This window comes from Pseudescherichia sp. (assembly GCF_032052675.1).
Taxonomy (GTDB): domain Bacteria; phylum Pseudomonadota; class Gammaproteobacteria; order Enterobacterales; family Enterobacteriaceae; genus Pseudescherichia.
In genome coordinates this window covers 74,730-86,965 of the sequence record NZ_DAMBWA010000016.1, presented here as the reverse complement: position 1 = coordinate 86,965, position 12,236 = coordinate 74,730, and the positions used below count along the sequence as shown (strand labels likewise).

Sequence of the window (12,236 nt, the reverse complement as noted above, 5' to 3'; positions counted from 1 at the left end):
TCAAGTTATTCAGGCCGGACGCTTACGCAGTTCTATCTCCTTAACGATGCGCACATACATTTTCTCGTTAAGGTTATAGAAGCATCCCATCGCTACAATGGTGATCACCGCCAGGATACTGGGGTAGATGAAAATCAACTGCCGCAGGCCTTCAACCGTTCCGGCGGATTGCACCACGTTGGGCACATAGCCGATCTGCGTGAGCATGATCCCTGGGAAGAAGCCCGCCAGCGCCTGCGATACCTTCCGGAAGAAGGTAAAACCGGTATAGACCGTCCCCTCGGAGCGCACGCCGGTACGCCACTCGCCGTATTCCACGGTATCAGAGACCAGGGCCCAGTTCAGGCTGTTCACAAACGCCGAGCCGAAGAACGCCAGGCAGGAGAACGCCACAAAGCTGACTGAGCCGCCGCCATAGAAATAGTTAAGGAGATCGCCTGCTACCCAGAGCAGGAGGCCAGTGATATAGACCTTCTTCTTACCGAAGCGACGTACCGCACCGGGCATCATAAATACGCCGATAAAAATGCAGCCCATGCTGAAGAAACCCATATACGACAACAGGATCGGATCGTTCAGCACATACTGCGTATAGTAAACCTGAATGGCGAGTTTGACGTTAAACGCCCCTAACGTGCACAGGTTGGCGATGCACAGAATAAACAGCGGACGATTACCGGCAATGGCGCGAAACGACTGCAACAGCCCCGGTTTTTGCGTGGAGTTAGCAGGCTGCGTCTCGACATAACGTTCGGTCACGCCTTTGTAGCACCACCACATAAAGAACAGCCCGAACAGCGAGAAGAGGGTAGCGGCAAAGATATAGCCAAACCGATCGTTGCCTTCAATCAGGTTCATCACTGGGACAAAACCTACGGTACAGAGCAGCAGGCCAAGCGTGGCACCGCCCTGTCGCCAGGCGGCCAGCGAGGCGCGCTCGTTCGGGTTTTTGGTAATGGCGGGTACCATCGCACCGTAGGAGCAGTTCATCATGCTGAAGAACAGGCCGTACAGCATGAACAGCACCGTCGCCATCACCGTTTTACCCGTGATCTCAAACGGCGTGCCGACGAAGTTGGCAATCGCCAGCAGCGTTACCGGGAAGGCGGCATACAGCACGAACGGACGGAATTTTCCTTTTGGGCCGATCTTGCGCCGGGAGTCGAGCATGATCCCGGTGCCCATGTCGGTGAAGGCGGTGAAGAATTTCGCAATCAGGAAGATGATCCCGCCATAGGTGCCAGGCAGTCCCAGCACGTCGGTATAAAACTTCAGCAGATACAGCGTACCAATATCCAGCAGGATGTTAGAGCCGAGATCGCCCATCCCGTAAGCAAGTTTTTCTTTAAACGGCAGGCGTAGGGTTGCCGGGTCAGATGATGGTTGACTCATTATTTTTCTCCATCTGCCCGCAGGTTGCCCTGCGGGCGAGCCTGATCAGATATGACGTAGGGAGCCAAACAGCGACGCCCATTCGCTTTGCTGGCGATAAAAGACCGGTGGTCTGCCAAGCGGGGCGGCAACAGTGATGTCACCGCCGCGGTGCGTTTCACCTGTCCACGCATTCACCCAGCGATCCTCTGGCAAATAGAGCGTCCACTCGCTGCGGCCCGCTTCATAAACAGGAGCGACCAGCAGATCGCGACCAAACAGATACTGATATTTCAGCGTATAGGTACGTGCATCGTCCTCGTAGTGCAGGAACAGCGGACGCATCACCGACAGGCCACTCATTGCGTTCTGCGCGACGGCGGCTTTGATATACGGCTTCAGAGTGGTAAAGACGGTGGTCATCCGTGCGAAATGCGCAATCGTTTCGGCGTCACCGTCAAACTGCCAGTTATCGCCAGGACGGTTTCCTTCATGGGTGCGCATCATCGGGGTAAAGGCACTGAAGTCGCACCAGCGTAGCAGTAGCTCTTTACTGCGTTTCATATCGAATAGAGTGGTATAGCCGCCGATATCGCTGTGGTGCAGACCGTGTCCAGTCATCGCCAGAGATAGCGCAGCAGGGACCACGGAGGCGAGCCCATCATCCAGGCTCCAGTCGACGTTCTGATCGCCCGCCCACATCATCACGGAGTGTTTCTGGCTACCGGTATAGCCCGCACGCATGAAGAACAGGATCTCCCCCAGCTTGCCGGTCTCTTCCAGCGCCTCGTAGTTACATTTCGCCCACAAAGCAGGCCAGGCGTTATGCATTATCTCCGCGCTGACGCCGTTGTGTAGGAAGGTGTCGGTCGGCAGATACTCGCCGAAATCGGCCATCCAGCCGCCGCAGCCCAGCTCAATCAGGTTCTTTTTAATGACCTCTTTGTACCAGTGGTAGGCTTCCGGATTGGTGAGGTCGATAACGCCCGCGTAGAACTCACCGAACTCAACGTGATAATCCTGGCCGTCGACATTTTTGGTCAGATAGCCACGCGCGGCCGCCTCTTCGCATAAATCCCGATCGCTGGCGACATACGGATTGATATAGGAGAGGAACTGCACACCCTCCTGTTTCCACTGCGGAATGCGCTCGTCAAGCTGTGGATACAGTTCGCTGTTCCATTTCCAGTCCCACATCACCCGTTTACCGAAGGAGGTCATGCGGATACCGGACCAGTCCTGCGCCCAGATACCGTTAACCTTCACACCGCCCTTGCGCATAACGTCGAGCTTCTGCTGGCACACCTCGGTGCCGCCCTGAATGCCCAGCGTCACGCCGTCGTAAACCCAGTCCGGCAGCTCAGGCTGACGCCCCAGCAGGCCGGTCAGTTTTTCCAGCAGATCGACGTAGGTTTGCGCACATTCGAAGCGCAGCGTGGCGTTATCTTCCCAGAAGGCCAGCTCGTGGAAGTCCGGCGCGCTGAAGTCGAAGTTCATGTAGCAGCTGTTGTCCACGTGGCAGTAGTACTTCTGGGTGCTCACGAAGGTAGGCTGCGGGAAGAAGGTCCAGTAGTAATCGCCGCCCGCGTTCTCTTTACAGTCTGCCTGCCAGGTGACGTAGGTTTGCTTGTTGCGGCCCACGCCCTGCTCGCTGGTCCACAGCGGGAACGGCTTGCCGCGTAGATCGAAGTAAGAGAACTGCTCGCCGCAGCCGTAAATGTGATCGTCAGGCTGGGCCGCCAGCCGCAGCCAGATGCGGTTATGGCTGGTGGCATCGTTTTTCAGCTTAAGCTCCAGACGGCCTTCCGTATCCACGCCCACCAGCAGTGTCGCACTCACCGCATCGCCGCGGGTAAAGCGGATCGCCCAGCCCGCGCTTTGCTGCGTGACGGTCGCGTCCGTCAGAGCAATTTTTTCGTTGAGCTTGTCTTTGATGCTGAAGTTGCCGCGAAACATCTCGATATCCGCCTCACCTGCGCCTATCCACAGGCAAGGCGCATCGGTGGAATGGGATAAAATCAGACGGTCCTGCCAGCGCAGGGTGAAACCACTTTCGTTATTTTTCAGGTCAATATTGTGTAGGGTACGCATAAAAACTCCGTCTTTATTATTTAGCCAGGCTATCCAGTAATCCGGCGGCTACGGCAGGCGCTAAGCCCGGCGCCAGCGGCAGGCGCGGGATCACCAGACAGTGCAGCAGATGGTAAATATCCTGCTTGCCGTCCCAGACTTTAGTGGTCACTTTGTTGTTAGTATCCAGCTCTTGCCACCACGAGCCATTCTCGTAGTCCATCAGGTATGTGATGCAGTAATCCCACCATTTCTGATACCAGGCTTCGTACTGCGCCTCGCCGGTCACGGTATAAAGCGCATAGGCCGTACCCATCGCCTCGACAATCGGCCAGCGCACGCGTTCGCGCACGATTGGCTTGCCGTCCCAGCCCACGGAGTAGACAAAACCATCCGCCCCGTCCGGAGCCCAGGCATCACGGATAGTGGCGTGGAACAATCCTTTTGCATCTTCCAGCAGCCACTCTGGCGGGGTTTCAAAGCGGGCTTCCAGCGCGGCGCGCAGGTGCAGCATCAGGCGGCCCCACTCGATCCAGTGCCCCGGCGTACCACCGTAGGCGCGGAAACGGTGGGCAGGATTATCGATGTTGTAATCGCGGATCGGGTTCCAGTGAGTGTCGAAGTGCTCGTTAACGCGGTACTCCCCTTTGCGCGCCACGTCGTGAATAATCACCGAGGCGATGCGCAGGGCGCGGTCGAGCCATTTACGGTCGTGCGTGACGTCATAGACGATCAGGAAGGCCTCAACGGCGTGCATGTTGGCGTTGCCGCCACGGTAATCTTCCGTTTTGCTGAAGGCCTCGTCCCAGGATTCGAGACACATCTGCTCCTGTTCGCTCCAGAAGTAATGCTCAATCACCTCGATGGCGTCGTCCAGCAACGTGCGGGCCTCCGGGTGGCCAGTGGTGACGGCGCTCGCCGCGCCCAGCAGCACGAAGAAATGCTGATAGCCCTGCTTGGAAGCATCCACCACGCCTTCATCGTTTACGCAGGCGTACCAGCCGCCGTGCTGTTTGTCGCGCAGCGGGCCGTTGAGGGCCTTTATGCCGTGCTCAACCAGGGAATACGCGCCGGGACGCCCCATGTTCGCCGCCACCGCGTACACGTGCAGCATGCGGGCGGTGATCCACAGATGGGTACCCATATCGCTGCGCACCTGCCCGTTATTGCCCAGCCAGCCAAAGCCGGTCGGGACAGCGGCGTTTTTGCCGAAATCGAGAATGCGGTCGGTCTCTTGTTCGAGCCAGCGGTTGTGGCTCAGGGTGTTAAACCATTTCATATTCGGGTCCTTTCTCAGCGGCGAGCCATCATTTCGTCAACGATCTCACCCAGACGCTGCAGTTTGGGTACGGAAATATCGCGGAGCATCAGCTCGGTATCCGGCAGGCCAATCACCGAGGACCAGACCGCGCGACCGGCTAAAAAGCCCGACGCACCTGCCTGCATCGCCACGCTCACCGCGCGCGGGAATAACTTATCATCCACGCCGGAGGAGAGGATCACCCACGGCATGCCGATGTTCTCGTTCAGCTTCTGCGAGGCCGTCAATAGCTCCTGCTGCGTGCCCTTACCAAACAGCGGCATCTCCACCTTGTAGAGGTCGGCCCCGCTATCGCCCAGTTCTTTCGCCGCATTGATGATCGCCTGCTCGCGGTCAAACTCGGCCCCACGACGTGGCGGGCGTACCACTGGCTCGATGATGCTGACGAGGCCGTTGCTATGGCATAGATGGTTGAATGCCTTTACCATCTCCAGACGTTGCTGTGGATCTTCATCGCTTCGCCACAGCACCAGCAGCTTTAGCGCTTTGCCACCGTTGCGCTTAACCCTCTGCGCATCAATACTGCGGTCAATAACCACGCTATCCACCGGAATGCCGTTGCCAGGGATGAATTCGTCGGCGGCTACAATCATCGCGCAGCTTTGCGCCACGGCGTGTTGCTCGACCACCTGGCGGTAGCAGAACTGGTTATCCACCAGCACAGCGGAGGCGTAGGGCGAAAGGATCTTTGTTGCATTGACCTTGAAGTCGGTCAGCTGCTGGTCGCTGACTGGTATCGGGGTACCAGCGGCGGCAAACATCAGGCGCATGGCTTCACGCTGATCAACCGCCAGCATGGCGAAGCCGCCGGAAGGACGGGTGATAGCGTTGAGGGTATAGTTCGTCATTCTTCAGTCCTTTTACTGATTTAATGTGTCTGTTTCAGTCCGGCTGTTGCCCGCACATGTTCGAGAAGGGCTGTCCAGTCTTCGCGACCACGCCCTGCAGCACGCGCCTGGTTGTAGACCTCGCGAGAAGCTGCACCGAGCGGTATAGGCACGTGCAGCTGATTGGCTACGTCCAATGCAATACCGAGATCTTTATGGGCGAGATCGATCATAAACGCTGGTGAAAGATCGCCCTTCAGTACCTTGTTTGCCCACGAGGTAGTGAAATGCCCTCTGCCTGCTGGCGTACCGCTCATTACCTTTAGCGCTACGTCAAAGGAGAGGCCCAGCGCCTCGCACAGCACCGCAGCCTCGGCGGAGAGTGCATTAAGAGCAATGCTCATATAGTTGTTGATAAGCTTGACGCGAATGCCCATACCCGGCCCGCCCGCATTAATGAGTTCGTTACCCATCGCCATTAACACCGGCGTGGCACGTTCGACCTGCTGTGGCGTTCCGCCAGCCAACAGCAGCAGCGTGCCTGCCACGGCGTGATCGGAAGTGCGGCCCACCGGGACGTCCATCATGCTGAAGCCACGTTCTGTCATCTCGCCGATAAGCGCATCCGTCTGCAGCGGATGGATAGTCGACATATCAATCACCAGCGCCTCGCGGGATAACTGTTCGCAGACGCCGTTTTCGCCAAATAGCACTGTTCGCACGAGATCGCCGTTCGGCAGCATAGTGATAACGAACTCAGCACCCTTTGCCGCCTCGGCTGGCGTAGCTGCCGCACTTGCGCCCTTATCCACTAGCGCCCGTATCGCCCGGAGATCGACATCAAAAACCTGCAGCGTGTGACCTTGCTTAAGGAGATTTCTCGCCATTGGTGCGCCCATCTGACCTAAACCTATAAATGCTATGACCGGCATATTGCTCTCCTGAGATGAGTGGATGTCGTAATTTGTCAATTAATGACCGTTATTGTTGTCTAATTTTGATCGTATTTGTAATTTATGGTCGAAAAATTGACACATGTCACTTTTTAAACATTTGGTGAAATTAAAATGAGCGCATCAGAAACGCAGAAGGAAACACCATGACTCGAATCGCTTGTGTTGGTATCGCCGTATTAGATCGCATCTGGTATCTCGATGATTTACCGAAGGAAGGAGGTAAATATGTGGCAAATAACTATACGGAAGTGGGCGGCGGCCCGGCGGCGACTGCTGCAGTGGCGGCGGCAAAGTTGGGCGCAAAAGTGGACTTTATTGGCCGAGTGGGTGACGACGACACCGGAACTCGGCTGCTTTCGGAGCTGGAATCCTTGGGAGTAAGTACCCGCTTTACCCGTGTGGTACAGGAGGCACGATCGTCGCAGTCTGCTGTGCTGGTGGATACGGCAGGCGAGCGCATTATCGCCAATTATCCTAGCTCCGATCTGCCGGAAGCAGCGGACTGGCTCAACGCTATCGATTTCTCGCAGTGGGATGTAGTACTGGCAGACGTTCGCTGGCACGACGGGGCGAAGCGAGCATTTACTCTGGCCCGTCAGTACGGGGTAACCACGGTACTGGATGCCGACGTTACGCCGCAAGATATCGCCGATCTCATCGCGCTAAGCGACCATGCTGCCTTTTCTGCGCCCGGTCTGCGGCGCTTAACAAAAGAAGAATCCGCCGCCGTTGCGTTAAAAAAAGCACAAACGCTCACAAATGGACACGTATATGTCACTCAAGGATCTGAAGGCTGCTTCTGGCTGCAGAATGGGCAGCTCTGCCATCAGCCCAGCTTCGCCGTGAACGTGGTCGATACCACTGGCGCGGGCGATGTATTTCATGGCGCGCTGGCGTTAGGGCTAGCGTGGAGTAAGCCTGTAGGGGAAGCCGTACGTTTTGCTAGTGCCGTCGCAGCGCTGAAATGCACGCGCCCCGGTGGCCGAGCGGGGATCCCAGACCACGATCAAACCCGCTCTTTTTTGTCACTTTTTGTATAAAATGCGAGGCGTGATGGTTTTCAGAGGACAACCCATGAGCCTTACCAAAATGACCGGCAATCCAAGACACGATCAGCTGCTGATGCTGATTGCAGATCGTGGTTATATGAACATTGATGAACTGGCGCAGCTGCTGGACGTCTCCACGCAAACCGTGCGTCGCGATATTCGTAAGCTCAGTGAGCAGGGATTGATTACCCGGCATCATGGCGGCGCGGGACGTGCGTCCAGCGTGGTGAATACCGCTTTTGAACAGCGAGAAGTGTCGCTGACGGCCGAGAAACAAGCCATTGCTGAAGCCATCGCCGACTATATTCCCGATGGCTCAACCATATTTATCACTATTGGTACTACCGTTGAGCATGTCGCCCGGGCGCTGCTCAACCATAACCATCTGCGTATTATCACTAATAGCTTGCGAGTGGCACATATCCTGTATAAAAACCCGCATTTTGAAGTCATGGTGCCCGGAGGCACGTTGCGTCCGCATAATGGCGGAATTATCGGGCCTGCTGCGACCACGTTTGTTTCCGGTTTTCGCGCTGATTACCTGGTAACCAGCATAGGCGCAATTGAAAACGACGGTGCAATGCTGGAGTTTGACGTTAATGAAGCCAGCGTGGCCAGAACAATGATGGCTCATGCACGGCATATTCTGCTGGCAGCCGATCATACGAAATATCACGCTTCCGCTGCTGTTGAAATTGGTAATGTCACACAGGCGACAGCGCTCTTTACTGATGCCTTTCCCGCCGCATCATTACTTAATCTGCTTAAAGCGAGCCAGGTTGAAGTTGTACAGATAAACATTGGCGACATGTAATGATGAGGAGATTAGAGACAGCCATAACGGTTTGTTGGCTGTTTCATCGTGCCTAAAAATAGGGTGCTAATAGCTATTTTCAGCACCTGGACAGGGTACATAGTAAAACATCTTTTTTCCCGCTACAGTTAACTCTCCACGGCAAGCAAGGAGAGAAAAATGCTCTATATCTTTGATTTAGGTAACGTGATTGTTGATATCGACTTTAATCGCGTGCTGGGCGCATGGAGCGATCTCAGCCGGGTTCCGCTGGCAACGCTAAAGCAGAGCTTTACGATGGGCGAGGCGTTTCATCGCCACGAGCGGGGCGAACTGTCGGACGAAGATTTTGCGGAAGCGCTGTGTCAGGAGATGTCACTGCCGCTGAGCTATGAGCAGTTCTCCCACGGCTGGCAGGCGGTATTTGTCGGCCTGCGCCCGGAGATGATCGCTATCATGCACAAGCTGCGTACGCAGGGACATCGCGTAGTGGTGCTCTCCAATACCAACCGCCTGCATACCACCTTCTGGCCGGAACAATACCCGGAGATTCGCGCCGCAGCAGATAAGATCTACCTCTCGCAGGAGATGGGAATGCGTAAGCCCGAGGCGCGTATCTACCAGGCGCTGTTACAGGAAGAGGGTTTCTCGGCCGAGGATGCGGTCTTTTTTGACGATAACGCCGATAATATTGAGGGGGCGAACCAGCTGGGGATTACCTCTATCCTTGTTACCGATAAAGCTACCGTACCGACCTATTTTGCGAAGCAGTTATGTTAAAAACCGTTCATCATAAAGCCAGCCACCATACCCGCCCGCTGCGGGCGTGGCTCCGGCTGCTTTGGCAGCGCATCGACGAAGATAATATGACGACGCTGGCGGGGAATCTCGCCTACGTCTCGCTGCTCTCATTAGTGCCGCTGGTGGCGGTGATCTTTGCGCTTTTTGCTGCCTTTCCGATGTTTAACGACGTCAGTATGCAGCTGCGGCACTTTGTTTTTGCCAATTTCCTGCCGTCGACCGGCGATATTATCCAGCGCTACATTGAGCAGTTTGTTGCCAACTCCAGCAAAATGACGGCGGTAGGGGCGTGCGGCCTGATCGTCACAGCGCTACTGCTGATGTATGCCATTGATAGCGCGCTGAATACCATCTGGCGCAGCAAGCGGGCGCGGCCAAAGGTCTACTCGTTTGCGGTCTACTGGATGATCCTTACTCTGGGGCCGCTGCTGGCGGGGGCAAGCCTGGCCATTAGCTCCTATCTGCTCTCGCTGCGCTGGGCGACCGATTTGAATAGCGTGATCGATCATATCCTGCGTGTCTTTCCGCTGATCCTCTCGTGGCTCTCGTTCTGGTTGCTCTATAGCATCGTGCCGACGACACGCGTCCCCAACCGTGATGCCGTCGTCGGCGCACTGGTGGCGGCGCTGCTTTTTGAGCTGGGAAAAAAGGCGTTCGCGCTCTATATCACCATGTTTCCCTCCTACCAGCTCATCTACGGCGTGCTGGCGGTGGTGCCGATCCTCTTTGTCTGGGTCTACTGGACCTGGTGTATCGTCTTGCTTGGCGCTGAAATAACTGTCACTCTCGGAGAGTACCGCAAACTCAAATTAGCCGCAGAGCAAGAGACATTAGACCAACCATGATTGCATTAATTCAGCGTGTTTCCCGTGCCAGCGTAACCGTGGAAGGTAACGTGACGGGTGAAATTGGCCCAGGACTTTTGGTTCTGTTAGGTGTCGAAAAAGAGGACGATGAGCAAAAAGCGAATCGTCTTTGCGAACGGGTATTAGGCTACCGTATCTTCAGCGATGCTGACGGCAAGATGAACCTCAACGTTCAGCAGGCCGGCGGCAACGTGCTGGTGGTATCGCAGTTTACGCTGGCGGCGGATACCGAGCGCGGCATGCGTCCAAGTTTCTCTCGGGGTGCTGCGCCGGAGCGCGCCGAAGCGCTGTATGACTATTTTGTCGAGCGCTGCCGCCAGCAGGAGATCGTTACGCAAACCGGGCAGTTCGCTGCCGATATGCAGGTTTCGCTAGTCAACGACGGTCCGGTTACCTTCTGGCTGCAAGTATGAGCCAGCAGCTAGCCTGGCCCCAGGTCACAAGAGAGAGTGCTGCTATGTATCATCTTCGCGTACCGCAAACCGAAGCAGAGTTAGAGCGCTACTACGCGTTTCGTTGGGAAATGCTGCGTAAGCCCCTCCATCAGCCGCGCGGCTCCGAGCGCGATGCCTGGGATGCGATGGCGCATCATCAGATGGTACTGGATGAAGAGGGCCAGCTGGTTGCCGTCGGGCGGCTCTATATTAACGCTGATAACGAAGGCTCGATTCGCTTTATGGCCGTGCACCCCGAGGTGCAGGATAAAGGGCTGGGTACGCTGATGGCGATGACCCTGGAGTCGGTCGCGCGTCAGGAGGGGGTTAAGCGGGTCACCTGTAGCGCTCGTGAGGATGCCGTAGAGTTTTTTGCCAAGCTTGGGTTTGTCAACGAAGGCGAGATCACCGCGCCGCAAACCACGCCGCTGCGCCACTTTCTAATGATGAAGCCCATCGCCACGCTGGACGATATTCTCCATCGCGGCGACTGGTGCGGGCAGCTACAGCAGGCCTGGTATCAGCATATTCCGCTCAGTGAAAAGATGGGCGTGCGTATCCAGCAGTATACCGGGCAGAAATTTATCACCACCATGCCGGAGACAGGCAACCAGAATCCGCACCATACGCTGTTTGCCGGCAGCCTCTTCTCGCTTGCCACGCTCACCGGCTGGGGGCTGATCTGGCTGATGCTGCGGGAGCGCCACCTCGGCGGCACCATTATTCTCGCTGACGCCCATATCCGCTATAGCCATCCCATCACCGGGCGACCCAGCGCGATTGCCGACCTGGGCTCCCTTAGCGGCGATCTCGACCGCCTGGCGCGCGGTCGTAAAGCCCGCGTGCAGCTGCAGGTTGAGCTGTTCGGCAACGACGTCGCCGGGGCTATCTTTGAAGGTATCTTTATCGTGCTGCCAGCGAAACCCTTCGGTTCGTATGAAGAGGGTGGCAACGAGGAGGAGTAGCGGGCTGGCTCCATGTTGCTGGAGACGGCTCGCAAAACGACGAGAAGAAAACAAACATCACTTTATCTCCGCATCATCAGACGGTATTTTTGGCTGCAAATTGACCAAGGATGATATACTGGAGCGATATATGAGTATGGTTACGGGTATAGATATGGGCAGAATACTACTCGACCTGTCGGATGACGTGATTAAGCAACTTGACGATCTCAAGCAGCAGCGCAATCTTCCTCGAGCTGAGCTACTGCGCGAAGCCGTTGAGCAATATCTGGAAAGGCAGAATCAAGCCGAAACCGCTATTGCCAACGCGCTAGGGCTTTGGCAAGGCTGCGATGAAGATGGCCTTGAATATGAAAGGAAACTGCGCGAGGAGTGGTAGTTATGAAGCGTCCAGCCCTTTTCGATACAAATATCTTAATCGATCTGTTTAGCGGACATCGTCAGGCAATACAGGTGCTCGATGACTACTCCTCACAACGTGCTATTAGCCTTATCACATGGATGGAGATCATGGTCGGTGCAAAAAAATATCATCAAGAGCACCGAACCCGAATCGCTCTGAAGGCATTTGAGGTGATTGATATTTCACGTGATATAGCAGAAAGCAGCGTAATGCTAAGGCAGAAATATAAAATGAAGCTTCCGGACGCGATTATTCTGGCTACGGCGCAGGAGCATCGACGTGAGCTTTTGACGCGTAATACCAAGGATTTTGCGGGTATTCCAGGCGTAGTAACACCTTACCAATTGTAGGCCGGGCAAGCGTAGTGCCGCCCGGCAGTG

The 12,236-nt window shown here is 55.8% G+C and carries 13 protein-coding genes; 8 read left to right on the top strand and 5 right to left on the bottom strand.

Going from position 1 to position 12,236, the window contains the following annotated elements:
- Positions 1-9 precede the first annotated feature (9 nt).
- From RTX96_RS18315 to yihU, 5 genes are read right to left on the bottom strand one after another with little or no spacing between them, the layout of a single operon-like run.
- A complete protein-coding gene (locus RTX96_RS18315) occupies positions 10-1,392 on the bottom strand; it encodes an MFS transporter (protein ID WP_312671744.1) in 1,383 nt (460 codons plus the stop codon).
- Positions 1,393-1,437: 45 nt separating this feature from the next.
- Positions 1,438-3,462, bottom strand: coding sequence for an alpha-glucosidase (locus tag RTX96_RS18310; protein WP_312671743.1), 2,025 nt, complete (start codon positions 3,460-3,462; stop codon positions 1,438-1,440).
- A 16-nt stretch (positions 3,463-3,478) separates the two neighbouring features.
- Entirely contained in the window at positions 3,479-4,720 is a 1,242-nt protein-coding gene (yihS, locus tag RTX96_RS18305; protein ID WP_312671742.1) for a sulfoquinovose isomerase, read from the bottom strand.
- A 14-nt stretch (positions 4,721-4,734) separates the two neighbouring features.
- Positions 4,735-5,610, bottom strand: a complete 876-nt coding sequence (gene yihT / locus RTX96_RS18300) for a sulfofructosephosphate aldolase (protein ID WP_312671741.1) — start codon at positions 5,608-5,610, stop codon at positions 4,735-4,737.
- 20 nt (positions 5,611-5,630) lie between these two features.
- Positions 5,631-6,521, bottom strand: a complete 891-nt coding sequence (gene yihU / locus RTX96_RS18295) for a sulfolactaldehyde 3-reductase (RefSeq protein ID WP_312671740.1) — start codon at positions 6,519-6,521, stop codon at positions 5,631-5,633.
- 167 nt (positions 6,522-6,688) lie between these two features.
- On the opposite strand from yihU, the gene RTX96_RS18290 reads away from it, so the two are divergent.
- The 8 genes from RTX96_RS18290 (at position 6,689) to RTX96_RS18255 (ending at position 12,206) form a co-directional block, all read left to right on the top strand.
- Positions 6,689-7,585: a sugar kinase gene (locus RTX96_RS18290; RefSeq protein WP_312671739.1), complete on the top strand. Its 897-nt coding sequence runs from the start codon at positions 6,689-6,691 to the stop codon at positions 7,583-7,585.
- Between the two features lie 34 nt (positions 7,586-7,619).
- Positions 7,620-8,408: a DeoR/GlpR family DNA-binding transcription regulator gene (locus RTX96_RS18285; protein WP_312671738.1), complete on the top strand. Its 789-nt coding sequence runs from the start codon at positions 7,620-7,622 to the stop codon at positions 8,406-8,408.
- A gap of 159 nt (positions 8,409-8,567) precedes the next feature.
- Positions 8,568-9,167 (top strand): glucose-1-phosphatase, encoded by a 600-nt coding sequence (yihX, locus tag RTX96_RS18280; RefSeq protein WP_312671737.1) that lies wholly within the window; start codon positions 8,568-8,570, stop codon positions 9,165-9,167.
- Positions 9,161-10,033: a virulence factor BrkB family protein gene (locus RTX96_RS18275; protein WP_103821709.1), complete on the top strand. Its 873-nt coding sequence runs from the start codon at positions 9,161-9,163 to the stop codon at positions 10,031-10,033. The genes yihX and RTX96_RS18275 overlap by 7 nt, the downstream gene beginning before the upstream one ends.
- On the top strand, positions 10,030-10,467 hold the full coding sequence (gene dtd, locus RTX96_RS18270; RefSeq protein WP_312671736.1) for a D-aminoacyl-tRNA deacylase: 438 nt from the start codon (positions 10,030-10,032) through the stop codon (positions 10,465-10,467). The genes RTX96_RS18275 and dtd overlap by 4 nt, the downstream gene beginning before the upstream one ends.
- Positions 10,468-10,511: 44 nt before the next feature.
- The gene (gene fabY, locus RTX96_RS18265; protein ID WP_181016669.1) at positions 10,512-11,453 is read left to right on the top strand and encodes a fatty acid biosynthesis protein FabY; all 942 of its coding nucleotides are present in this window, start codon (positions 10,512-10,514) and stop codon (positions 11,451-11,453) included.
- 130 nt (positions 11,454-11,583) lie between these two features.
- Entirely contained in the window at positions 11,584-11,832 is a 249-nt protein-coding gene (locus tag RTX96_RS18260) for a CopG family transcriptional regulator (protein WP_312269546.1), read from the top strand.
- 2 nt (positions 11,833-11,834) lie between these two features.
- Positions 11,835-12,206, top strand: a complete 372-nt coding sequence (locus tag RTX96_RS18255) for a type II toxin-antitoxin system VapC family toxin (protein WP_312269547.1) — start codon at positions 11,835-11,837, stop codon at positions 12,204-12,206.
- Positions 12,207-12,236 lie beyond the last annotated feature (30 nt).

Excerpts from the sequence above, each read along its gene's own strand:
- RTX96_RS18315 (WP_312671744.1), bottom strand. The coding sequence starts at position 1,392 with ATGAGTCAACCATCATCTGACCCGGCAACCCTACGCCTGCCGTTTAAA.
- RTX96_RS18310 (WP_312671743.1), bottom strand. The coding sequence starts at position 3,462 with ATGCGTACCCTACACAATATTGACCTGAAAAATAACGAAAGTGGTTTC.
- yihS (WP_312671742.1), bottom strand. The coding sequence starts at position 4,720 with ATGAAATGGTTTAACACCCTGAGCCACAACCGCTGGCTCGAACAAGAG.
- yihT (WP_312671741.1), bottom strand. The coding sequence starts at position 5,610 with ATGACGAACTATACCCTCAACGCTATCACCCGTCCTTCCGGCGGCTTC.
- yihU (WP_312671740.1), bottom strand. The coding sequence starts at position 6,521 with ATGCCGGTCATAGCATTTATAGGTTTAGGTCAGATGGGCGCACCAATG.
- RTX96_RS18290 (WP_312671739.1), top strand. The coding sequence starts at position 6,689 with ATGACTCGAATCGCTTGTGTTGGTATCGCCGTATTAGATCGCATCTGG.
- RTX96_RS18285 (WP_312671738.1), top strand. The coding sequence starts at position 7,620 with ATGAGCCTTACCAAAATGACCGGCAATCCAAGACACGATCAGCTGCTG.
- yihX (WP_312671737.1), top strand. The coding sequence starts at position 8,568 with ATGCTCTATATCTTTGATTTAGGTAACGTGATTGTTGATATCGACTTT.
- RTX96_RS18275 (WP_103821709.1), top strand. The coding sequence starts at position 9,161 with ATGTTAAAAACCGTTCATCATAAAGCCAGCCACCATACCCGCCCGCTG.
- dtd (WP_312671736.1), top strand. The coding sequence starts at position 10,030 with ATGATTGCATTAATTCAGCGTGTTTCCCGTGCCAGCGTAACCGTGGAA.
- fabY (WP_181016669.1), top strand. The coding sequence starts at position 10,512 with ATGTATCATCTTCGCGTACCGCAAACCGAAGCAGAGTTAGAGCGCTAC.
- RTX96_RS18260 (WP_312269546.1), top strand. The coding sequence starts at position 11,584 with ATGAGTATGGTTACGGGTATAGATATGGGCAGAATACTACTCGACCTG.
- RTX96_RS18255 (WP_312269547.1), top strand. The coding sequence starts at position 11,835 with ATGAAGCGTCCAGCCCTTTTCGATACAAATATCTTAATCGATCTGTTT.